This is a genomic window from Gemmobacter caeruleus, assembly GCF_008271655.1.
GTDB classification, from domain to species: Bacteria; Pseudomonadota; Alphaproteobacteria; order Rhodobacterales; family Rhodobacteraceae; genus Gemmobacter; species Gemmobacter caeruleus.
Window position 1 is genome coordinate 329,579 of record NZ_VKKX01000022.1, and the last position, 21,500, is coordinate 351,078.

At 67.5% G+C, this 21,500-nt stretch carries 22 protein-coding genes; 5 read left to right on the forward strand and 17 right to left on the reverse strand.

Going from position 1 to position 21,500, the window contains the following annotated elements; translation table 11 throughout:
- Positions 1–26 precede the first annotated feature (26 nt).
- From FOA17_RS08565 to pdeM, 3 genes are read left to right on the forward strand one after another with little or no spacing between them, the layout of a single operon-like run.
- Entirely contained in the window at positions 27–2,420 is a 2,394-nt protein-coding gene (locus tag FOA17_RS08565) for a ligase-associated DNA damage response DEXH box helicase (RefSeq protein ID WP_149141052.1), read from the forward strand.
- A gap of 21 nt (positions 2,421–2,441) precedes the next feature.
- Positions 2,442–2,849 (forward strand): PaaI family thioesterase, encoded by a 408-nt coding sequence (locus FOA17_RS08570; protein WP_149141053.1) that lies wholly within the window; start codon positions 2,442–2,444, stop codon positions 2,847–2,849.
- Positions 2,850–2,893: 44 nt separating this feature from the next.
- Positions 2,894–3,550: a ligase-associated DNA damage response endonuclease PdeM gene (gene pdeM, locus FOA17_RS08575; protein ID WP_149141054.1), complete on the forward strand. Its 657-nt coding sequence runs from the start codon at positions 2,894–2,896 to the stop codon at positions 3,548–3,550.
- On the opposite strand, the gene FOA17_RS08580 is transcribed toward pdeM, so the two are convergent.
- The 4 genes from FOA17_RS08580 to FOA17_RS08595 all read right to left on the reverse strand — a co-directional run bounded on the left by FOA17_RS08580 (position 3,535) and on the right by FOA17_RS08595 (position 7,404).
- Entirely contained in the window at positions 3,535–4,344 is an 810-nt protein-coding gene (locus FOA17_RS08580; RefSeq protein WP_149141055.1) for a LytTR family DNA-binding domain-containing protein, read from the reverse strand. The genes pdeM and FOA17_RS08580 overlap by 16 nt on opposite strands.
- Positions 4,345–4,443: 99 nt before the next feature.
- Complete coding sequence (gene folD / locus FOA17_RS08585) at positions 4,444–5,334, reverse strand: bifunctional methylenetetrahydrofolate dehydrogenase/methenyltetrahydrofolate cyclohydrolase FolD (RefSeq protein ID WP_149141056.1); 891 nt, start codon at positions 5,332–5,334, stop codon at positions 4,444–4,446.
- Positions 5,335–5,358: 24 nt separating this feature from the next.
- Complete coding sequence (locus FOA17_RS08590) at positions 5,359–5,652, reverse strand: chorismate mutase (RefSeq protein ID WP_149141057.1); 294 nt, start codon at positions 5,650–5,652, stop codon at positions 5,359–5,361.
- Positions 5,653–5,727: 75 nt separating this feature from the next.
- A complete protein-coding gene (locus tag FOA17_RS08595; protein WP_149141058.1) occupies positions 5,728–7,404 on the reverse strand; it encodes a formate--tetrahydrofolate ligase in 1,677 nt (558 codons plus the stop codon).
- Positions 7,405–7,633: 229 nt separating this feature from the next.
- Between FOA17_RS08595 and FOA17_RS08600 the strand changes: the two genes are divergently transcribed.
- Positions 7,634–9,025, forward strand: a complete 1,392-nt coding sequence (locus FOA17_RS08600) for a calcium-binding protein (RefSeq protein ID WP_162528207.1) — start codon at positions 7,634–7,636, stop codon at positions 9,023–9,025.
- Here FOA17_RS08600 and FOA17_RS08605 read toward each other — a convergent pair.
- From FOA17_RS08605 to FOA17_RS08660, 12 genes are all read right to left on the reverse strand, one after another.
- A complete protein-coding gene (locus FOA17_RS08605) occupies positions 9,015–9,719 on the reverse strand; it encodes a methyltransferase domain-containing protein (protein WP_238991769.1) in 705 nt (234 codons plus the stop codon). The genes FOA17_RS08600 and FOA17_RS08605 overlap by 11 nt on opposite strands.
- Before the next feature lie 71 nt (positions 9,720–9,790).
- Positions 9,791–11,698 (reverse strand): ATP-dependent zinc metalloprotease FtsH, encoded by a 1,908-nt coding sequence (gene ftsH, locus FOA17_RS08610; protein ID WP_149141061.1) that lies wholly within the window; start codon positions 11,696–11,698, stop codon positions 9,791–9,793.
- Positions 11,699–11,817: 119 nt separating this feature from the next.
- A complete protein-coding gene (gene tilS / locus FOA17_RS08615) occupies positions 11,818–13,062 on the reverse strand; it encodes a tRNA lysidine(34) synthetase TilS (protein ID WP_149141062.1) in 1,245 nt (414 codons plus the stop codon).
- Positions 13,059–13,877 (reverse strand): tol-pal system protein YbgF, encoded by an 819-nt coding sequence (ybgF, locus tag FOA17_RS08620; RefSeq protein ID WP_149141063.1) that lies wholly within the window; start codon positions 13,875–13,877, stop codon positions 13,059–13,061. The genes tilS and ybgF overlap by 4 nt, the downstream gene beginning before the upstream one ends.
- Positions 13,878–13,881: 4 nt before the next feature.
- Complete coding sequence (gene pal / locus FOA17_RS08625; RefSeq protein ID WP_149141064.1) at positions 13,882–14,409, reverse strand: peptidoglycan-associated lipoprotein Pal; 528 nt, start codon at positions 14,407–14,409, stop codon at positions 13,882–13,884.
- A gap of 117 nt (positions 14,410–14,526) precedes the next feature.
- On the reverse strand, positions 14,527–15,849 hold the full coding sequence (gene tolB / locus FOA17_RS08630) for a Tol-Pal system beta propeller repeat protein TolB (RefSeq protein WP_149141065.1): 1,323 nt from the start codon (positions 15,847–15,849) through the stop codon (positions 14,527–14,529).
- Positions 15,850–15,986: 137 nt separating this feature from the next.
- Entirely contained in the window at positions 15,987–17,198 is a 1,212-nt protein-coding gene (locus FOA17_RS08635; protein WP_149141066.1) for a cell envelope biogenesis protein TolA, read from the reverse strand.
- A gap of 20 nt (positions 17,199–17,218) precedes the next feature.
- Positions 17,219–17,716, reverse strand: coding sequence for a protein TolR (gene tolR, locus FOA17_RS08640; protein ID WP_149141067.1), 498 nt, complete (start codon positions 17,714–17,716; stop codon positions 17,219–17,221).
- 3 nt (positions 17,717–17,719) lie between these two features.
- Entirely contained in the window at positions 17,720–18,409 is a 690-nt protein-coding gene (gene tolQ / locus FOA17_RS08645) for a protein TolQ (RefSeq protein WP_149141068.1), read from the reverse strand.
- 148 nt (positions 18,410–18,557) lie between these two features.
- Positions 18,558–18,953, reverse strand: coding sequence for a tol-pal system-associated acyl-CoA thioesterase (ybgC, locus tag FOA17_RS08650; protein ID WP_149141069.1), 396 nt, complete (start codon positions 18,951–18,953; stop codon positions 18,558–18,560).
- 3 nt (positions 18,954–18,956) lie between these two features.
- Positions 18,957–19,547 (reverse strand): leucine-rich repeat domain-containing protein, encoded by a 591-nt coding sequence (locus tag FOA17_RS08655; protein WP_149141070.1) that lies wholly within the window; start codon positions 19,545–19,547, stop codon positions 18,957–18,959.
- Positions 19,544–20,161 carry a hypothetical protein gene (locus FOA17_RS08660; protein WP_149141071.1) on the reverse strand — a complete coding sequence of 206 codons (618 nt, stop codon included), beginning with the start codon at positions 20,159–20,161 and terminating at the stop codon, positions 19,544–19,546. Before FOA17_RS08660 ends, FOA17_RS08655 begins: the two co-directional genes overlap by 4 nt.
- 81 nt (positions 20,162–20,242) lie before the next feature.
- Here FOA17_RS08660 and FOA17_RS08665 point away from each other — a divergent pair, with 81 nt between their 5' ends.
- The gene (locus FOA17_RS08665; protein WP_149141072.1) at positions 20,243–20,680 is read left to right on the forward strand and encodes an RbsD/FucU family protein; all 438 of its coding nucleotides are present in this window, start codon (positions 20,243–20,245) and stop codon (positions 20,678–20,680) included.
- Positions 20,681–20,779: 99 nt separating this feature from the next.
- Here the strand turns inward: FOA17_RS08665 and FOA17_RS08670 are convergent, their stop codons facing one another.
- Positions 20,780–21,481, reverse strand: a complete 702-nt coding sequence (locus FOA17_RS08670; RefSeq protein ID WP_149141073.1) for a CDP-alcohol phosphatidyltransferase family protein — start codon at positions 21,479–21,481, stop codon at positions 20,780–20,782.
- Between the last annotated feature and the right edge of the window lie 19 nt (positions 21,482–21,500).

The window sequence follows — 21,500 nt, forward strand, 5'->3', positions numbered from 1 at the left end:
GTTCGGCAAAAGCCTATCTTGGCGCCATGACCGCCTTGCCCCCCGCCCTTTCCGACTGGTTTGCCGCGCAAGGTTGGCAGTTGCACCCGCATCAGCAGGCGATGCTGGCCCGGGCAGAGGCGGCATCGACGTTGTTGATCGCGCCCACCGGCGGCGGCAAGACGCTGGCGGGGTTTCTGCCCTCCTTGGCCGAGATCGCCGCGGATCCGCGACCGGGGCTTCATACGCTCTATATCTCGCCGTTGAAGGCGCTGGCCGCCGATATCCGCCGTAACCTGCGCCGCCCGGTGGAGGGGGCGGGCCTGCCGATCCGCATCGAGGATCGCAGCGGCGATACCAGCCAGACGCAACGCCGGCGCCAGCGCGCCGATCCGCCGCATATCCTGCTGACGACACCCGAAAGCCTGGCGCTGCTCTTGAGCCACGAAGACGCGGCCCGGGTCTTTGCCGGGTTGCGGCGGGTGGTGGTGGATGAAATCCATGCCCTTGCCGAAAGCAAGCGCGGCGATCAGTTGATGCTGGGCCTCGCACGGTTGCAGGTGCTGGCGCCGGGGCTGCGGCGGGTGGGGCTTTCGGCGACAGTGGAAGACCCCGCCGCGCTGGCGCGGTTTCTGGGGGGCGGGGCAGAGGTGCTGCTCGCCGATCCGGGGCCAGAGCCCGATATCACCATGCTGGATACCGGCGCCCCGCCGCCCTGGGCCGGCGGGGGTGGGCGGCATGCGATCCCGGCGATCCTCGATCAGGTGCGGCGCCATCGCACCACGCTGATCTTTCACAATACAAGGGCGCAGGCAGAGATCTTTTTCCATCATCTGTGGCTGGCCAATACCGACAATCTGCCGATCGCCATCCATCACGGCAGTCTCTCGCGCGAGGCGCGGGCGCGGGTGGAGGCGGCGATGGTGGCGGGTCAGCTGCGCGCGGTGGTCTGCACCGGCACGCTGGATCTGGGCATCGACTGGGGCGATGTGGATCTGGTGATCCAGGTCGGCGCGCCGCGCAATGTGAAGCGGCTGGTGCAGCGCATCGGGCGGGCGAACCACCGCTACAACGCGCCTTCCAAGGCGCTGCTGGTGCCGGCGAACCGCTGGGAGGTGGTGGAATGCCAGGCCGCGCTGGAGGCGGTGCGCGCCCGCGATCTGGATGGCGAGCCGCGCGGCCCCGGCCCGCGCGACGTGCTGTGCCAGCACATTCTGGCCACCGCCTGTGCCGGTCCCTTCACGGCCGACGCGCTTTATGCCGAGGTGGTGACCGCCGGCCCTTATGCCGGTCTCACACGCCGCGATTTCGATGCCTGTCTGACGTTCTGTGCGACGGGCGGTTATGCGCTGCGCGCCTATGATCGCTGGCAGCGCCTGATGCTGCGTGACGGGCGTTGGCGGTTGCGTGACCCGCGCAGCGCCGCCGTGATCCGCCAGAACCTTGGCACGATCATCGACAGCGAATTGCTCAAGGTCCGGCTGAAGGGGCGCGGCGGCGGTGTGCCGCTGGGCGAGGTGGAGGAGGGGTTCGCCGCCAGCCTGACCCCGGGCGACACCTTTCTGATCGGCGGCGAGGTGGTGCGGCACGAGGGCCTGCGCGAGATGACGGTGGAGGTCAGCCGCAGCCCGGGGCGCGAGCCCAAGGTGGCGGTGTTCAGCGGCACGAAATTCGCCACCTCGACCCGGTTGTCGGAGCGGATCCTGCGCCTGTTGCAGGCCGGGCGCTGGCCCGATCTGCCGGCCCATACCGCCGAATGGCTGGCGCTTCAGGCCGAGGTGTCGCGCCTGCCCGCGCCGGACCGGCTGCTCTGCGAGAGCTTTCCGCATGAGGGGCGCGAACATCTCTGCGTCTACGGTTTTGCCGGGCGCAATGCGCAGGCGACGCTGGGCCTGTTGCTCACCCGGCGGATGGAGGCGCGCGGGCTGGCGCCGCTGGGCTTTGTCTGCACCGATCACGCGACGCTGATCTGGGGGCTGGAGCCGGTCACCCGGCTGGACGGGCTGTTCGATGCCGAGGATCTGCGCGAGGGGCTGGAGGGCTGGCTGGCCGGCAATGCGGTGATGAAGCGCACCTTTCGCAATGCCGCCATCATCGCCGGGTTGATCGAGCGCAGCCATCAGGGCCGACGCAAGAGCGGGCGGCAGGCGGCGTTTTCCTCGGACATCCTCTATGACACGCTGCGCCGCTTTGATCCCGGGCATCTGATGCTGGACATCACGCGCGAAGAGGCGATGCGCGGTCTGGTCGATTTCAGCCGGATCGAGGCGATGCTGGCCCGGGTGCGCGGCCGGATCGACCTTGTGCGATTACGCAGCGTCACACCCTTTGCCGCGCCGCTGTTTCTTGAGCCGGGGCGGATCCCGGTTCAGGGTCAGGCGCAGGAGAGGCTGGCCGAGGCCGCGGCGCAACGTCTGATGGCGGCGGCGGGCCTGACCTGAGGCGCAGGGGGGAAAGACCGGATGGAAGACCGCATCCGCGCGAGTTTCGCGCAGCAAAGCCTGATGCAGACCTTTGGCGCAAGGCTGGCCGATCTGGCCCCCGGCCGCGTCGTGCTGGAGGCGCCGATTTCCGACGGCGCGCGCCAGCAGCATGGCGCGGGCCATGCCGGACTGACCTTCGCGCTGGCCGATACCGCCGCCGGCTATGCCGCGCTGACCCTGATGCCCGAGGGACGCGAGGTGATGACGGTCGAGGCCAAGATCAACCTGCTGGCGCCCTGTCTGGGCGACCGGCTGATCGCGCGGGGCGAGGTGGCCCGGGCCGGGCGGCGCCTGACCGTCTGCCGGGCCGAGGTCTTTGCCCTGCGCGGCGATGACGAGACCTGTATCGCGCTGATGCAGGCGACGATGATCCCGGTCGATCCCTGACAGCCGGGATTGCGCCGCCCCCCGGCTTGGGGCAAGTCAGGGGCATGAGCGGATATGCCTTCACCTTTGCCGGCGCCGATCTGGTGGCGCTGCCCTCGGGCGGGTTGCACTGGCCTGCCGCGCGGCTGCTGGTGGTGGCCGATCTGCATCTGGGCAAGGCGCTGCGTCTGGCGCGGCGCGGCGGCGGGTTGCTGCCGCCCTATGAAACCCGCGCGACGCTGATGAAACTGGACGCGGATCTGGCGCGGACCGACCCGGCGACGGTGCTGTGTCTGGGCGACAGTTTCGATGATCTGGAGGCGGGGGCCGAGCTTGATCCGCAGGATCGCGACTGGCTGGCGCGGCAGATGGCGGGGCGGTTCTGGATCTGGGCCGAGGGCAATCACGACCCCGGCCCCGGCGTGATCGGCGGCACGCATCTGGCCGAATGGCAGCATGGCGGGCTGCATTTCCGTCATATCGCGACCCCCGGCGGCGCGGCCGAGGTTTCGGGCCATTACCACCCCAAGGCGCGGCTGGCGGGGCAGCGGCGGCCCTGTTTCCTGATTGACGGCGACAGGCGGCTGATCTTGCCGGCCTATGGCACCTATACTGGCGGGCTTGCCTGCGGTGACCCGGCGCTCGGCGCGCTGATGGGGCCGGGGGCGGTGGCGGTGGTGACGGGCGCGCGCTGCCTTGCCCTGCCCTATTCGGCGGCCTGAACCTCGAAGTCGCGGCCCTCCAGCTTGTCGCGATGGGTCTTGCTGACCGGCAGGCGCAATTCGGGGCATAGCCGCACCCAGAGCTTGCCGGCGTCACGCTCGATCCCCTTGACCGCCCACCAGGCCACCCAATGCGACCTGTGGATCTGCGCGCCCCCTTCGCCCTCGGCCTCGGCGATGGCATCGGCAAAGCGGATCAACACGCTGCCCTTGCCCTCGGTCGTATGCACATCGACGTAATGGTCGCGCACCGTCATCGCGATCAACCGGCCCTGCAATGCCGGTTCCAGCCGCAAGACGATGCGCGGCAGGTCGAGATCGGCGCGCTCAAGGTCGGGCGGGTCTTGATCGACCTCGGGCTGCAAGGCGCGCACGGCGCCCGGCCCCTGGGCAATGCCGTGGCGAAAGGCGCTGATCACCAGCGAGATCGCAAAGATGAACAGCGCGACATCGCCATGGGACACTTCATCAGCCAGCCGCAGCGGCACGAGACGATGCAGCAGCGCATGCAGCGGCAGGGTCATGATCGCGGCGCAGAGCGTGGCCAGAGACAGCACCACAAGCTGCCGGTTGCGCAGGCCCAGCGGGCCGGTCAGCAGCGCGCGGATCACGATCCCGACCATCATGCCCGCCCCCATTGTGGTGGCCCAGAACAGCAGCCGCGACGGCAAGGGCATGACGATATAACTGCCGAACGGCCCGGCAATGGCAATCAGCACGCTGAGCGCCGCCCAGGCGGCATACAGCAAAGGGTTGCGGAAATCGGTCCGAATTATGCTCAGAAACGCCGCCATAAGCCCCGCACCAACTACACCCGGTGCCCAGAAATAAAGGCTCGGCCTGTGCTGTCAATGGGGTTCGCGCCCCGGTCCCGGGGCGCGCAGGCGGCGGGGTCAGGCGGTCAGACCCTGCGGTTCGCTCAACCCATGGCTGCGGCAAAAGGCGGTCAGTGTATTGGCCAGCAGGCAGGCGATGGTCATCGGCCCGACCCCGCCCGGCACCGGGGTAATCGCGCCGGCCACCGCGGCGGCCCCGGCGAAATCCACGTCGCCCACCAGCCGCGTCTTGCCGTCGCGTTCGATCCGGTTGATGCCCACGTCGATCACCGTGGCGCCCGGCTTGACCCAATCGCCCTTGATCATCTCGGGGCGGCCCACGGCGGCCACGAGGATATCGGCCTGGCGGCAGACCGCCGGCAGATCGCGGGTGCGGCTATGCGCGATGGTCACGGTGCAGCTGTCGCCCAGCAGCAGCTGCGCCATCGGCTTGCCCACGATATTGGACCGGCCGACCACCACCGCGTTCAGCCCCGACAGCGACCCGTGATGGTCGCGCAGCATCATCAGGCAGCCCAGCGGCGTGCAGGGGACCATGCTTTTCTGCCCGGTGCCCAACAGCCCGACGTTGGAGATGTGGAAGCCGTCCACATCCTTGGCCGGGTCGATCGAATTGATCACCAGTTCCGAATTCAGATGCCCCGGCAGCGGCAGTTGCACCAGAATGCCATGCACCGCCGGATCGGCATTCAGCCGCGCGATCAGCGCCAGAAGATCGGCCTCGGGCGTATCGGCGGGCAGCTTGTGTTCGAACGAGGTCATGCCCACCTCGACGGTCTGCTTGCCCTTGGACGAGACATAGACCTGGCTTGCGGGGTCTTCGCCCACCAGCACCACGGCAAGCCCGGGGGTCAGCCCCTGTTCCTCTTTCAGCCGGGCCACATGGGCCGCGACCTCGGCCCGAACGCGGGCCGCGAATGCCTTGCCGTCGATGATTGCCGCGGTCATGCGGGCTCTCCTGTCAGATGGGGCTCAGCGGCCCAGGACTTGTTCTTCGCGGGCGATGGACCAGTCGATCAGCCGCCGCCACAGGGCTTCGGCAAGATCGGCGTCCAGCCCGGTCTCTTGCGCCGAAGCCCGCACCTTGGAGACCACCGCCTCGACCCGGTCGTCGATGCGTGCAGGCAATCCCTCGGCCGGCTTCAGCTCGGTCGCGCGGTCGATATAGGTGGCACGCCGCGCCAGCAGCGCCACCAACTGACGGTCCAGCGCGTCGATCTCAACGCGCAGTTCCGCCATGTTCCGGCATTCTTGCGGAGCCTTCATCACGCCCTCCGGGTTGCATGCCCGCGAGGTATCCGCTCGCGGGCGCAAGTTCAAGGCAAGGCCCCTCGGCTTTCGTCAGAACAGGCCCTCGACCTGACCCTGATCATTGAGGCGGATCACCTCGGCGCTTGGTGTCCGGGGCAGGCCCGGCATGGTCATGATCTCGCCGCAGATCACCACGACAAAGCCCGCGCCGGCCGACAGGCGCACCTCGCGCACGGGCACCGAATGGCCGGTGGGCGCGCCGCGCAGGTTGGGATCGGTGGTAAAGCTGTATTGCGTCTTGGCCATGCAGATCGGCAGATGGCCATAGCCCGCCGCCTCCCATGCCTTCAGCTGATCGCGGATCGACTTGTCGGCCAGCACCGCATCGGCGTGGTAGATCCGCTTCGCGATGGTCTCGATCTTCTGGAACAGCGGCATGTCATCGGGATAGAGCGGCGCGAAATGGCTGGCGCCGCTTTCGGCCAGCGCCACCACCTTGCGCGCCAGATCCTCGATCCCGGCACTGCCCTGCGCCCAGTGCTTGCAAAGGATCGCCTCGGCGCCCTGCCGCGCGACATAATCCTTGACCGCCGCAACCTCGGCCTCGGTATCGCCGTGGAAATGGTTGATCGCCACCACCACCGGCACGCCAAAGGATTTCACATTGGCGATGTGACGGCCCAGATTGGGGCAGCCCTTCTGCACGGCGCCGACATTCTCGGCGCCCAGATCGGCCTTGGCGACGCCGCCATTCATCTTCATGGCGCGCACCGTCGCCACGATCACCGCCGCCGCCGGTTTCAGCCCGGCCTTGCGGCACTTGATGTCAAAGAACTTTTCCGCGCCCAGATCGGCGCCAAAGCCCGCCTCGGTCACCACATATTCGCCCAGCTTCAGCGCGGTCTGCGTGGCGATCACGCTGTTGCAGCCATGGGCGATATTGGCAAAGGGGCCGCCATGCACGAAGGCGGGGTTGTTCTCCAGCGTCTGCACCAGATTGGGCTGCATCGCGTCCTTCAGCAGCACCGTCATCGCGCCATCGGCCTTGATGTCACGGCAATAGATGGGGGTCTTGTCGCGGGTATAGGCGACCACGATATCGCCCAGCCGCTTTTGCAGATCCGGCAGGTCTTTCGACAGGCAGAGGATCGCCATCACCTCGGAGGCGACGGTGATGTCAAAGCCGGTCTGGCGCGGAAAGCCGTTCGACACGCCGCCCAGCGACACCACGATATCGCGCAGCGCGCGGTCGTTCATGTCCATCACCCGGCGCCACACCACGCGGCGTTCGTCGATGCCCAACGAATTGCCCCAATAGATGTGGTTGTCGATCATCGCCGACAGCAGGTTATGCGCGCTGGTGATGGCGTGAAAATCGCCGGTGAAGTGAAGGTTCATCTCCTCCATCGGCACGACCTGGGCCATGCCGCCGCCCGCGGCGCCGCCCTTCATGCCGAAATTCGGGCCAAGGCTGGCCTCGCGGATGCAGATCACCGCCCGTTTGCCGATGCGGTTCAGCCCGTCGCCCAGACCCACGGTGGTTGTGGTCTTGCCCTCGCCCGCCGGGGTCGGGTTGATCGCGGTCACCAGGATCAGCTTGCCATCCGGGCGGTCTGCGAGGCTTTTGATGAAGTCCTGCCCGACCTTGGCCTTGTCATGACCATAGGGCAGCAGATGTTCGGCCGGAATGCCAAGCCGGGCGCCGATCTCCTGGATGGGCTTTTTCTGCGCCTCGCGCGCGATTTCGATATCGGTCCTGAAAGCCATGCTTTTCCTCCCCCGGGGTGGCGCGCCCTGCGCGATACAGTAGCGACATGAAAGCCGAAAAATGGGCAGATAGCGACACTGACCCCATCAAAATCGCCATGGCGGTGCGGCCATACCCCGCATGGGGGTAGAGGTCCGGCCAACCCCATGCAAGATTGACGAAAACCGCCCCCGCGCCCGGTCAGGCCGCGCTGAAAGGGGGGGCTTTCAAGCCGGGAAAGGGCTGGGAATGGCGAACAATGTCTATATCGTGGATCAGCTGGCCACCGGCACCGAGACGATCACCGTCAACGACGATGGCAGCGGCATCGACTGGATCGTGATCCAGGGCGTCTACAGCCTGGCGACCGATATCCGCCTGGGTCATGGCTATCCGCCCTCCAGCACCTCGGGGTCGGGCTTCTATTACAACCCCGGCAATTGGGGGCATCGCCTGATCGTGGTCGGCCTGATCGAGAACGCGCGCGGCAGCAATGGCACCGATTACATCCAGGGCAACGAACTGGGCAACCTGCTCTATGGCGATGCGTCGAATGCGGGCCCGGGCGGGGCCGACACGATCGACGCGGCCGATGGCAATGACACCGTCTTTGGCGGCGCGGGCAATGACACGATCAACGCCGCCGATGGCAATGACCTGCTGTTCGGCGATGCCGGGAACGACACGCTGTCGGGCAATTACGGGGCCGATACGCTGGTGGGCGGTGCCGGGGCGGATTCGATGTCGGGCGGGTCGGATGGCACCGATTGGGTGTTCTACACCACCTCCTCGGCGGCGGTGGATGTGCGTCTGATCGCGGGCGATACCAGCACCAGCTATGGCGGCGATGCGCAAGGCGACCGCATCCACGGCGTCAACCATGTGCGCGGCAGCGCCTTCAACGACAGGATCACCGATCAGCCCGAAAGCAATTTCTACAACACCAACCGCTTTGACGGCATGGACGGGCATGACCACCTGAAAATGGGCGGCGGCAATGACACCGCCTATGGCGGCAATGGCAATGACACGATCGAGGGCGCGACCGGCAATGACCGCCTCTATGGCGAGGCCGGGGGCGACCGCATCTATGCCGGGGCCGGCAATGACACGGTGTTTGGCGGTGACGGCTACAACCTGCTGGATGGCGGGGCCGAGAATGACCGGGTGGTGGGCGGTGCCCTGCGCGAGACGCTTTATGGCGGCACCGGCGAAGACACGCTGCTGGGCAATGGCGGCAACGATCTGTTCTTTGGCGGCACGGGCCGCGACCGGCTGCTGGGGGGCGCGGGCAATGACACGCTGATCGGCGGCGGCGGCAAGGACCGGCTGATCGGCGGCGCGGGCGCCGATCATTTCAAGTTCATCGCCCGCAGCGAAAGCGGCCCCGGCGCCACCACCCGAGACGTGATCGAGGATTTCCGCCGCTTGCAGGGCGACAAGATCAACTTTGACCAGTTGATCGCGACCGGCGATTTCATCGGCCGCGCCGCCTTTGGCCATCACGCGGGCGAGGTGCGGTTCATCACCACCACGACCGGATCGCGCGCCCTGTTCGACATGGATGGCGACGGGCGCGCCGACATGTCGGTGGACGTGCTGGGGGTCTCGACGTTGCGGGCCTCGGACTTCATCCTTTGACAAGGGTGAAGAACAGCCGCCGAAACGGCATCAGCGCGCGCCCGTCCGCCAGCGGCGGATAGGCCCCGGCCAGCGCGGCGTCATAGGCCGCGAGATAGGGCGCCACCTCATCCGCGTTCAGACGCGCAACGATCGGCCGCATCGCGGTGCTTTCGGTAAAGCGGCGTACCGGATGGGCGGCGGCATCGGCGGGCAAGGCTTGCAGATAGGTGGTTTCCCAGACGCTGACCGCGCCCAGGGGCGCCAGCATCGCCCAGTATTCGCCGAGCGGGGCCACGGGTGCGGGCGGCGGGTCGGGCGAAAAACGGTCGGGGAACAGCCGCGCCGCAACCTGATGCAGCAGCATATGCGAGGGCGCCGCCCCCTGCCCCGGCATCTGCACCGCCAGAACCCCGCCCGGCGCCAGCAGCCCCGCCAGACGCGGCATCAGCCGGGCGTGACCGGGCAGCCATTGCAGCGCCGCATTGGAAAAGATCAGCGCGGGCGGCGTCTCGGGGTGCCAGGTGGCGATATCGGCCTCGTGCAGCGCCTCATAGCCCCGCGCCTGCGCCAGCATGGCAGGCGAGTCATCAACCCCGATCAGCCGCCGGTCGGCGAAGGCCTGCCGCAGCGCCGGCCCCACCGCACCATCGCCGCAGACCAGATCGACCACATCGCCCGCCGGCAGCGGCCCGACCTGCGCCAGAAGGTCCAAGGCCGGGCGCAAACGCAAACCCCGGAACCTTGCATAGGCCCCGGGGTTCCAATCCTGTCCGGCGTGGCCGCTCATGCGGTCGGCTCGGGCTCCATGCCGCCATCGGCCTTGGGCGATTTCGGCTTGGTCTTCGGGATCGCCAGCACCGAGCCGGTATCCGTCGGCGTGCCGCCCTCATCATCGCCGCCCAGCGTCTCGCCCGCGATGACCTTGCGGATCTCGTCGCCGGTCAGCGTCTCATATTCCAGAAGCCCCTTGGCCAGACGCTCGAATTCCACCGATTTCTCGGTCAGGATGCGATAGGCGGTCTCATACCCCTCGTCGATCAGGCGCTTCACCTCGGATTCGATCAGTTCCTTGGTCTGGGCCGAGACCGAGAAACCGGCCGTATTGCCCTGATAGCCCTCATGCGCCTCGGCATAGTCGATATTGCCGACCCGATCGGACATGCCCCACCGCATCACCATCGCCCGCGCAAGGCTGGAGGCCTGCTGGATATCGCCCACCGGGCCGGAGGACACGCCCTCTTCGCCGTATTTGATGATCTCGGCGGCCTTGCCGGCCATGGTCATGGCGATCTTCTGTTTGCCCTCGTCCTTGTGGAACTGAAGGCGGTCCATCTCGGGCAGCGACACCACCATGCCAAGCGCACCACCGCGCGGAATGATCGTGGCCTTGTAGACCGGATCGCATTTCGGCAATTCGATCCCGACAATGGCGTGGCCAGCCTCGTGATAGGCGGTCTTTTCCTTCTGGTCCTGGGTCAGGATCATCGAGCGGCGCTGCGCGCCCATCATCACCTTGTCCTTGGCGTTTTCAAAGTCATCCATGGTGACGAAACGCCGGCCCACCCGCGCGGCCATCAGCGCCGCCTCGTTGCAGAGGTTCATCAGATCGGCGCCCGAAAAGCCCGGCGTACCGCGCGCGATGGTGCGCAGATCGACATCCGGCCCCAGCACGATCTTGCGCGCATGCACGGTCAGGATCTTTTCGCGGCCCTTGATATCGGGGTTCGGCACATGGATCTGACGGTCGAACCGGCCGGGGCGCAGCAGCGCCGGGTCCAGCACGTCCTTGCGGTTGGTCGCCGCCACGATGATCACGCCTTCATTGGCCTCGAACCCGTCCATCTCCACAAGCAACTGGTTGAGGGTCTGTTCGCGTTCGTCATTGCCGCCGCCGATGCCCACGCCGCGCGCGCGGCCCACGGCGTCGATCTCGTCGATGAAGACGATGCAGGGGGCGTTCTTCTTGGCCTGTTCGAACATGTCGCGCACGCGGCTGGCGCCGACGCCGACGAACATCTCGACAAAGTCGGAACCCGAGATGGTAAAGAACGGCACGCCCGCCTCGCCCGCGATGGCGCGCGCAAGCAACGTCTTGCCGGTGCCGGGCGGGCCGACCAGCAGCGCGCCTTTCGGGATCTTGCCGCCAAGACGGCTGAATTTCTGCGGATTGCGCAGGAATTCGACGATCTCCTCCAGTTCTTCCTTGGCCTCGTCGATGCCAGCCACATCGTCAAAGGTCACGCGGCCATGCTTTTCCGTCAGCAGCTTGGCGCGCGACTTGCCAAAGCCCATGGCGCCACCGCGCCCGCCGCCCTGCATCCGGTTCATGAAGAAGATCCAGATGCCGATCAGCACGATGAACGGCAGCCAGAGCGAGATCAGCGACATGAAGCCCGATTGCTGCTGCGGCTCGGCCCGCACATCCACGCCCTTGGCGATCAGGCGGTCGGTGATTTCCTCGCCCTCGGGCTTGATCGTGGCATAGGTATTGCCGTCCTTGCCGCGCACCACCACACGCTCGCCATCCAGCGTCACGCTTTGCACCTGCCCTTCATCGACCCGCTGGACGAATTCGGAATAGGACAGGTTGCGCGAGGCGGTGGTGGTCGTGTTGCCGTTGAACATCTGGAACAGCGTCAGGATCAACAGGAACAGCACCACCCAGAATGCGATATTGCGTGCGTTGCCCACGAGGGAACTCCTTGGTGTCGTGCCGGCGCGCCGGGCTTTGGGGGCCAAGACACGGAAGGCTGGGCGCGTGCGGAATGCGCGCGGCGTTTCGTCCTAAAATAGACATCTCGCGCGGGGGTTCAATGCGCCAAGATGAACATTCCGAAATCAGGTCGCAACTGTGCCTGCCAAAGCGGGTCCGGCCGGGCCAGCGGCGCGGCAATCAGCCGCGCGCCCTGCCAGACAGCGGGGGTGACGATCAGCGCCTCGCGCGGGCCATGGGCGCGCCAGTCGGCGCATTGTGCAAGGCCCGACGCCCCGAGCGCCGCGATGGTCTGGCCGGGGGCAAAGGGGCCGGTCACCTGCCAGCGGTGATCCCAGATGCCGCCGGGGGCGACCGGGCCCATGGCGGCGCGGGCCTCGCGCGTGATGGCGATGCGGCCGGCGCGCGGGCGAAAGCGCAGCCCGGCCAGCGTGGCGTCGCGACCCTGATCCAGCGCGAGGTCCAGCCGCGCAACCTGGGCCGCGCGGGGCGGATAGCCGCCGCCCCCCATCCAGAGCGTCATCGCGACCAGCAGGCGCCGGCGCAGTTCGGCGGGCAGCGCGACCCAGTCGGCGCGCGCGACCGACAGCGCGCCGGCGCTCTCGGTCAGGCAGTCCGCGGCTCGGTGCGTGGCCGCCTGCACCACCCCCCGCGCCGCTGCCAGATGGGCGATGCTGTCGGCCAGCCGATCGACCGTGATGCCCAGCGGGGCCAGCGCCGCCAGCGCGCGCCGCGCCTTGACCCGGGTGAAGCGGTCATTGTCATTGCCGGGATCGTCGATCCAGCCGATGCCCTGCCGCCGCAGCCAGGCCCGCAATTCGGCGCGCGTGACGCCCAGCAGGGGCCGGTGCCAACGGATGCCCTGATCCTGCCATTGCGGGCGCATGCCCGACAGCCCCTCCAGCCCCGCCGCGCGGCCAAGGTTCATCAGGAAGGATTCGGCATCGTCATCGGCGGTATGGCCAAGCGCCACATCGTAGAGGCCCCGCGCCCGCGCCCAATCGGCGATCAGCGTGGCGCGGGCGCGGCGGGCCTGATCCATCAGGTTGCCGGTCGGTGCCGGCCCGTGCCATTGCAGCGTGACATGCGGCAGGCCCAGCCCGGCACAAAACGCGGCCACCCCCGCCGCCTCGGCCGCGCTTTCGGGGCGCAGGCCGTGATCGACCGTCACCACATGCAACGCCAGCCCCGCCCGGGGGGGCAGCCGGTGCAACAGATGCAACAGCGCCACCGAATCGCCGCCACCCGACACCGCCACCCCCAAAGGCAAAGGCGCGGCCGGATCGGGCCGCGCCTTGGCGATGGCTTGCGCCACCCGGTCCAGAAGGGCGTCGTCGCTCACGGACAGGCGAGGCTGGCCAGCGCGGCCGAGGCATCGTTGGCCGCGGTCGAGCCGGGGAAACGCACCCCCACCTCTTGCAGCGTCACGCAGGCCTCGGGCGTCTGCCCCAGCACCGCCAGCGCCTGCCCTAGCCGGACCAGCGCATCGCCGGCCTTGTCCCCGTCGGGCTTGCCCGAAAACGCATCCAGATAGGACCGCGCCGCATTCGCCGTATCGCCGGATTGCTTCAGCGCGTCCCCTTTCAGGATCAGCGCCTCTGGCATCAGGGGGCTGCCCGGATAGGCTTTGGCAAAGGTATCAAACTCTTGCGCGGCGGCACGAAAGTCACCCTGACCGAGCACCCCCTTGGCCCGGTCGAATGCTTCCTGTTCGCCGACAGCCAGTTCGGCACCCCCGGAAGGCGGGGCGGTTTCAGCGGTTGGGGCAATCGTGGCCTGCGCCGCGCCGCCCAGGGGTTGCGTCGGCGGCAGGGCGCCGACATCGCCGCCCTCCAGTTCGGTCACACGAAATTCCAGATCGCCGATCCGGTTGGTGCCGTCGCTGGCCACGCGGTTCACGCGCAGTTCCACCTGTTCGGTCTGCGCGGTCAGACGCATCAGCGCCGCCTCGATCGCATCGAGCCGTTGCAGCGCATTGCCGCCGGCCGCACCGCTATTGATCGCGCCGGTGCTGACCAGCTCTTGCTTCAGCTGGGTGAACTGGGCGTTCAGCGACGCCAGCTCTCCCTTGATATCGGCCAGCGTCTGCGCCCGGTCCTGTGCGAACAGGCCGCCGGGAACCAGGCAGAGCGCCAGCGCCAGGACGCCGACCCGCATCGGATCAGGCCCCCGCGCCCATCGACAGCACGGTCACCGCGCGGCGGTTCTTGGCAAAGCAGGCTTCCTGCGCGCAAACCTCGATCGGGCGTTCCTTGCCATAAGAAACGGTGCGCATGCGGTTCGGCGCGATGCCCATCGAGATCAGATAGTTCTGCACCGCCGACGCACGCCGCGCGCCAAGCGCGAGGTTGTATTCACGGGTGCCCTGTTCGTCGGCATGGCCTTCGATGATGATCGCGTAATCGGCATTCTGTTGCAGCCATTGCGCCTGACGGGTCAGGATGGTCTGCGCCTCGGCCGAGAGGGTGGACTGGTCCACCGCGAACAGCACACGGTCGCCCAGCGTCTGCTGGAAATAGGCGATGGAGGTCGGGTCGTTCGGCCCGCCCAGACCCGCGCCATTCACGCCGCCGGCGCCATAGCCGCCATTCGCGCCCGGGCCGCCCGCGCCATAGCGGTCGGGGTTCTTGCAGGCCGCCAGGCCGATGGCGGCCACGGTGATCAGCAGGGCTTTCGTCATATACGCCATTGTCTTGTCCTTCTTTGTCCGCTCGCCGGTTCGTGCGAAGGCCACTTCGGGCCGATTGTTTCGTTCGTTCTAACAGTTTTGCGCCGCCGGGGAAATCGGCGGCGCATCACAAGCTGATCAGGGCAGCAAAGGCGACCAGGCCGGATCCGACGAGGCGGTGCCGTTCTTCACCGGGCGCAGCACGCGGCCGGTGGTATCCACGCTCCAGAGTTCCGGGTTGCCCTCGCCCGGGGGCTGACGGGTGAACATGATCACGCGGCCATTGGGCGACCAGGTCGGGCCTTCGTCGAGATAGGACGAGGTCAGCAGCTTTTCCTCGGTGCCGTCGGTCAGCATCACGCCGATATGGAAGCGGCCCTGATTCTGCTTGGTGAAGGCGATGTAATCGCCGCGCGGCGACCAGACCGGGGTGCCATAGCGCCCGGCCCCGCCGGAAATCCGCCGCGGCTCACCACCGCCGGCCGACATGATATAGAGCTGCTGGCCGCCCGAACGATCGGATTCAAACACGATCTGGCTGCCATCCGGGCTGAACGAGGGCGCCGTCTCGATCGAGGGCGAGTCGGTCAGCTGGCTCAGCGCACCCGAGCCGATATCGAGCATGTAGATATCGGTATTGCCGCCGCGTTCCAGGCTGAACACCACGCGGCTGCCATCGGGCGAAAAGCGCGGGGCAAAGGTCATGGTGCCGGGCTGTTCGCCCAGACCGCGGATTTGCAGGCTGGCCACATCCATCAGATAGATCTGCGGGAACCCGGTGGAGTAAGAGGTGAACAGGATCCGGTCGCCCGAGGGCGAGAAGCGCGGCGCCAGCAAGATGGAGGAGCTATCGGTCAGATAGCTGACATTGGCGCCATCGTAATCCATCACCGCCAGCCGCTTTTGCCGCTGGTTCTTCGGCCCGCTTTCGGCCACGAAGACCACGCGACTGTCGAAATAGCCGGTCTCGCCGGTGATGCGGCTGTAAACGGCATCGGCCACCTTATGCGCCACCCGGCGCCAGCTTCCGGCATCGCCCGCGAATTGCATGCATTCGCCCATGGTGCCATTGGCGAAAACATCATGCAGACAGAACTTGACCGCGACCTGACCGCCACCGGCCTGCACCGCGCCGGTGATCAGCGCCTGGGCGTTGATCGCCTGCCAGTCGGGGTAAGAGACCGCCGCATCGAACGAGGTCAGCCGCTGAATATAGGCGCTTTCGGGGATTTGCTCGAACATGCCGGTGCCTTGCAGATCCGACACGATCACGGCGCTGATATCGGCGGCCATCGACCCGCCGCCGCCCTCATCGGCGAAGGTCGGCAGGGCAAAGGGCATCGGCTCGATCACCGGGCTGCCCAGCGTGATCGACAGGCGGGCCTCGGCGGGGGCGACAAGGCCCAGCCCCAGCGTGGCCGCGGTCATGGCGGCGGTGAAGAAATGGCAGAGACGGCGCATCTGACCCTCGTTCCTGTTCTTGCGGCGGGGTTGGTTTTCCGCCGGTATCCTGTCTGTGACAAGGGGAAAGCCGCGCGCGGCCTCCCCGGTTCCGCCCGGGCGCGCCCGGGAAATGCGTGCAAGGACAGCGGTGCGCATCACAGCCCCACCCTGCCCTTGTCGAAGATCAGTTCGAGTTCCTTCCAGGTCTCGTATTTCTCGTCCGGCAGCGGGAAGCCGGGCGACCCGCAGCGCAGGATGGCGCGGCGGGCGGCCTCATAGGCCTGCCGGGTCGCCGCGTCGCCGGCATCCGACCGCGCCAGTTCGATCGAGGTCGAGACCGGCTTCTTGTCGGGGCCGATGGTCACATAGACCGAAATCACCGCGCGCTGCGCCTCGGTCGAAAGGGCGGCGACGTTCCAGCAGCGTTCCACCGCCACGCGCAGCGCATCCTTTTCGCCGGCCGACATGGGCGGGCCATTGGCGGCCAGCCCACGCGCCGGCGGCGCATCGGTATTGGCGGCCTGCTGGTTGCTGCTGCTGCTTGCCGCGGCCTGTTCGGCCAGGGCCTGCGCCACGGCATCCTCGGTCGCCTGCTGGTCGGCGGCGTTCTGCGACGACGCGGTCTGCGCCTCGGCCGGGCGTTCGGCGGCGGGATCGGGGCGGCGCGGACGGCTGCGCGGCCGCATGGAGGCCGTGGGCGCCAGTTGCGGCGTCTCGTCGGTCTCGGTCGCCTCGGTCACGACCTCGGTCGTGGCTTCGGGCGGGGCGGCGGCCTCTTGCTGCTCCTCGGCGGGCGGGGTGTCGGGCGTGGCCTCGTCGGTCACGGCCTGCTGCACCTCTTCGGCCTCGGGCACATCCTCGGGCGGGGCCTCTTGCGGCATGGGCGCCACGCGGCTGGCCGGGCGCGGCCGCGGCCGGACCGAAGACGGGATCACCGCGACGGGCTGTTCCTGTTCGGCGGGCGGCGCCACGGGTTCGGGCACCGGCAGGGGCTGGGCCACATCCGCCTCGGGGATCGGTTCGGGCTCCGGCTCGGGTTCCGGCTGGGGCGCGGGTTCGGGCGCGGGCTGCTGCATTTCCGGCTCGGGCGGGGTCGGCTCGGGCGGGGTCGGTTCTGGCGCGGGTTCGGGCGGCTGCGGGCGCTCCGGCGGGCGGACCGAGGCGCTTGGCGCGGTTTCCGCCGGCTGTTCGGGCTGCGCGCCCCCGGCGGCAGCCATCATCGCGTCAAACTGCTCGGTCGAGATGGTGTCCACCGTCATCACCACCGGCTCGGTCGGGACCGGCGGGCGGAACAGGATATCGCCAAACAGCACCCAGAGGATCAGAACCCCATGTCCTGTCCCCGAGATGACGAAGCTCCTGTCCATGTCGCGAAACATGCGCGGACCTATTCGTTCGGCGCCGCAGCGCCACCCCCGGCAGCCGCGCCCATCAGGGGGCCGTTGCTGTCGGTCACCAGACCGATATTGCGGAACCCGCCCGCGTTCAGCGCGCCCATCACCTGCGCCACCCGTTCATAAGGCACGGTGCCATCGGCGCGCAGAAAGATCTTGTCCGACGTGCGTTCGGCCGCGATCGCCTGCAATTGCGGGATCAGCGCCGCCTCGTCGGCCTCGCTGTTCATCAGGAACAGCTTGCCATCGGCGGCGATGGTGATCGCCAGCGGCTCCTCCTGTTCGGTCGGCAGGCTGGCGGCGGCGGTTTCCGGCAACTGGATCGGCACGCCAACGGTGAGCATCGGCGCCGCGACCATGAAGATGATCAGCAGCACCAGCATCACGTCCACAAAGGGCGTGATGTTGATATCGGCCATGGCACTGGAATGGCCGCGACGGCGCCCGCGCCGCCCGCCCCCGCCCGATTTCTTGACGACCCCCGCCCCCATGGATCAGGCGTCCAGCTGGCGCGAAAGGATCGTGGCGAATTCGTCGGCGAAAGCCTCATAGCCGCCCAGGATGCGTTCGCTGTCGGCATTGAGCTTGTTGTAGAACACCACGGCCGGAATGGCCGCGACCAGACCGATGCCGGTCGCCATCAGCGCCTCGGCGATACCGGGGGCGACTGTCGCCAGGTCGGTGTTCTTGGTGGCGGCGATTTCGGTGAAGGCGTGCATGATGCCGTAGACCGTGCCGAACAGCCCGATGAAGGGCGCGGTGGAACCCACCGTGGCCAGAAAGCTGAGCCCGCTGTTCAGCGTCTCGCTTTCGCGGGCGATGGCCACATCCATGGCGCGGTCGATGCGCGATTGCGCCCCGGCGATCAGCCCGCCATCGGCGCGGTGACTGCGGCGCCATTCGATCATGCCGGCGGCAAAGATCTTTTCGCTCTGCCCCTCCGGCGCGGGGCCGATCTTTTCAAACAGCTCGTCCAGCGGCTCGCCCGACCAGAAGGCGCGGTCAAAGATATCGGCCTCGGCCCGGGCCGCGCGATACATGATGTGTTTGCGAATGATGATGGCCCAGGAATAGAAGGACATCACCAGAAGCCCGATCATCACCAGTTTGACGGTGATGGTCGCGCGCGCGAAAAGGGCCAGCAGGGAGAAATCGAGTTCCTGCGCCGCCGTGACGGTTTCCATGATCTATACGCCTGCTCGTTATCCGGGTTCGTGGCGACCCGCTCTTACCAATGATTCTAGCGCGGTTTGAGGGGGATTGCCAACACAACCGCGTCATAAGGCCACAATCCGCCCATGCAAGGGCCGCAATGCTGCGGCGCGGCAACAATCAGCCGGATTCGAGCGCGCGCCGCAGCGCATCAGGCAGTCGGGCGGCACGACCATCCGCGCCGACACAGACCAGCGTGACGCGGGCGGTGAACATCGGCACCTCGCCGCGCAGCACCGCCTGATCCAGCTCGATCCGCGCGCCGCCCAGCAGGCGCAGGCCGGTGGTGACGGTCAGCAGGTCGTCATAAAGTGCAGGGCGCAGGTAATCGGCCTCGATCCGCCGCACGACGATGATGAGCCCCTGATCGGCGCGCAATTGCCGCTGGTCGATCCCCGCCTCGCGCACCCATTCCGACCGGGCGCGTTCGATGAATTTCAGGTAATTGGCGTGATAGACGATACCGCCGGCATCGGTGTCCTCGTAATAGACGCGGACGGAGAAGTGGTGGGTCATGGCTTACCGCAGACCTTGCAGAAAAGCTGAAACCTCGGCGTGATCGAACAGGATCGTGCCGTCGGGCAGCACCAGCCGATCCAGGGCGACAAGGCTGCGCAGGGGCGTCAGATCCGCGACCGAGGTGCGATCGAGATTGAGCGCGCGCAGCCCTGTCATCGCCGCAAGCGGTGTCAGGTCGCTGACGGCGGTGCCGGCGATGTTCAGGCTTTGCAGGCCGCGCAGTCGCGTGATCGGCGCCAGATCGGCCAGCGCGTTGTTGCTGAGCGACAGCCGCCGCAGGCGCGGCAATTGCGCCAGGGATCGCCATTGATCATCGGTCAGCGCGCCCATATCGAGGGTCGCGGCGATGTTCACGCGATCCAGCCCGGGCAAAAGCGGCAAGGCGGCCAGATCATCCGGCCCCTGCACCTCGACGAGGGTGACATTGTTGGCGGGTTCGCAGATGCCCGCGATCATGGCGCCACCTTCGCAGCCATGGCGGGCCTCAAGGCGGGCACGATGCGCCGGTTCGACCGGCACCGGCCAGGTCTCGGCCCGCGCCGGCAGGGCGCCGAGGCTGGCCAAGAGCAGGACCGCCCCGACCGCCTTCATGCGCGCATCCTCGCCGCCAGGCGCAGGGCGTGGCTGGGGTCGCGGGCGACGGCAGGCAGGACGGGGGCATAGGCTGCGCGGATCACCCCGGCAATGTCGGGGCGCAGGATCACCGTTTCGCCCACCCGCGCCAGCGGCGAGGTCTCGGCAAAGGCGCGGTCAGACCAGAGCAGGATCACCTGCGCCGCCTGCGACAGCGCCAGCGTCTCGGCCGGAATTTCCGACAGGGCGGCATCCATGCGCAGAAAGACGAAGGCCGCCTTGATCGCGCCATCGGCATCAAAGCGGAAGATGCGATATTGATTGGCACCCTGCACCGCCAGCCGCGCGCAAAGGGGCACAAGATCGGGGATCAGCCGGTCGAGATTGGGCAGCTCCGGCAGTTCGACCCAGTCGCGAAAGAAGAAGACCATGAGATTCGCGCCCAGTTCCGGGTCGGTTTCCGCCATGCGGTGCCCGGCCAGCGTCACCACCGCCTCGATCGCGCCCTTGACGATGGCGAGCGTCGCATCATCGACGCCAAAGACCACCGGCACGATGGGCCGGCCCCAGCGGGCGCAGAGATATTCGCCCGATGCGCGGGTGAACAGGGCCTCGACGGCGGTTGCGTCCATGATGCTCTCCTGCAAGATGGGGTTGGGATAGCGTGAAACGGGGCGGCCCTCAACCTTCGCCGCCCGACGGGGGGATGCAGGATGCTGAAGGGAATCGATCCGCGGGTGACGCCTGATCTGATGGATGTGCTGATGCGGCTGGGCCATGGCGACGAACTGGCGGTGGTAGACAGCAACTATCCCGCCTTTTCGCTGCCCACGCGCAGCGGGCGGGTGGTCGATCTGCCGGGGCTGGACGTGGTGGCGGCGCTGCGGCTGATCACCGGGCTGATGCCGCTAGACGGGTTCACCGAGTATGGCGCGCTGTGGATGGAGCGTGACGGCGCGGGCGACCGGCCCGACCCGGTGCATGTCGCCGCGCTGGAGGTGATCGGCGCCGCCCTGCCCGAAGGCGCGCAGGCGCGGTCGATCGAGCGGCAGGCCTTCTATGCCCATGCGCCGGGCTGCGCCGCCGTGGTGCGCTGCACCGAGAACCGGGCCTTTGGCTGTTTCATCCTGCGCATGGGCGTGGTGTTCTGACCGCGCGCCCGGCGGCGGCGGAACAGGGGGCTGTCTGCGCCCTCTTGGGCCTGCGGCCCAATTCACCCCCGAGGATATTTTTGAACAGATGAAAGCCGCTCAGGCCCGCGACGCGCGTTCGGGCAGCAGTTGCTGGGCGATGCCCGCGAAGGTCAGGTAGAGCGAGGTCACCACAAGGCCCCAATGCGCCCAGCTTTGCGCGTGGAAATCGACCCAGGCGGCCCAGCCGGCAAAGAAGGTCCAGGCGATCGAGACCGGCAGCGTCACGCCATGCCACCGCTGGGTGCGGGTGGGGTGGACGAATTTCAGGTTGGTGAACATGGCGATGGTCAGCGCGATGACAAAGGCCAGGATCACCCCTTCGGGCGGTTTCAGCGCGAACATCACCAGCACGAACATGTTCCAGCAGGCCGGAAAGCCGGCAAAGGACCAGTCCTTTGTCTTCATCCGCGTATCGACGAAATAGACGACCGAGCCATAGGTGATCACGATGATCGCGATCCAGCCGGTCCAGCCCGGCAGCAGATCGGATTTGAACAGCGCGAAGGCAGGGATGAAGACATAGGTCAGATAGTCGATGATCAGATCGAGCAGCTGGCCGTCATAGGTGGGCCAGTTGTGTTTCACATCGTATTTGCGCGCCAGCGGCCCGTCGAGCCCATCGACGAACAGCGCCACGACCAGCCAGAGGAACATCAGATCCCATTTGCGATCGACGGCGGCCAGCATGGCCAGCATGGCAAGCACCGCGCCGGTGGCGGTGAACAGGTGGACGAGCAGGGCTTTGATACGCAGCGACATGCTTTCCTTTCGCGCATCG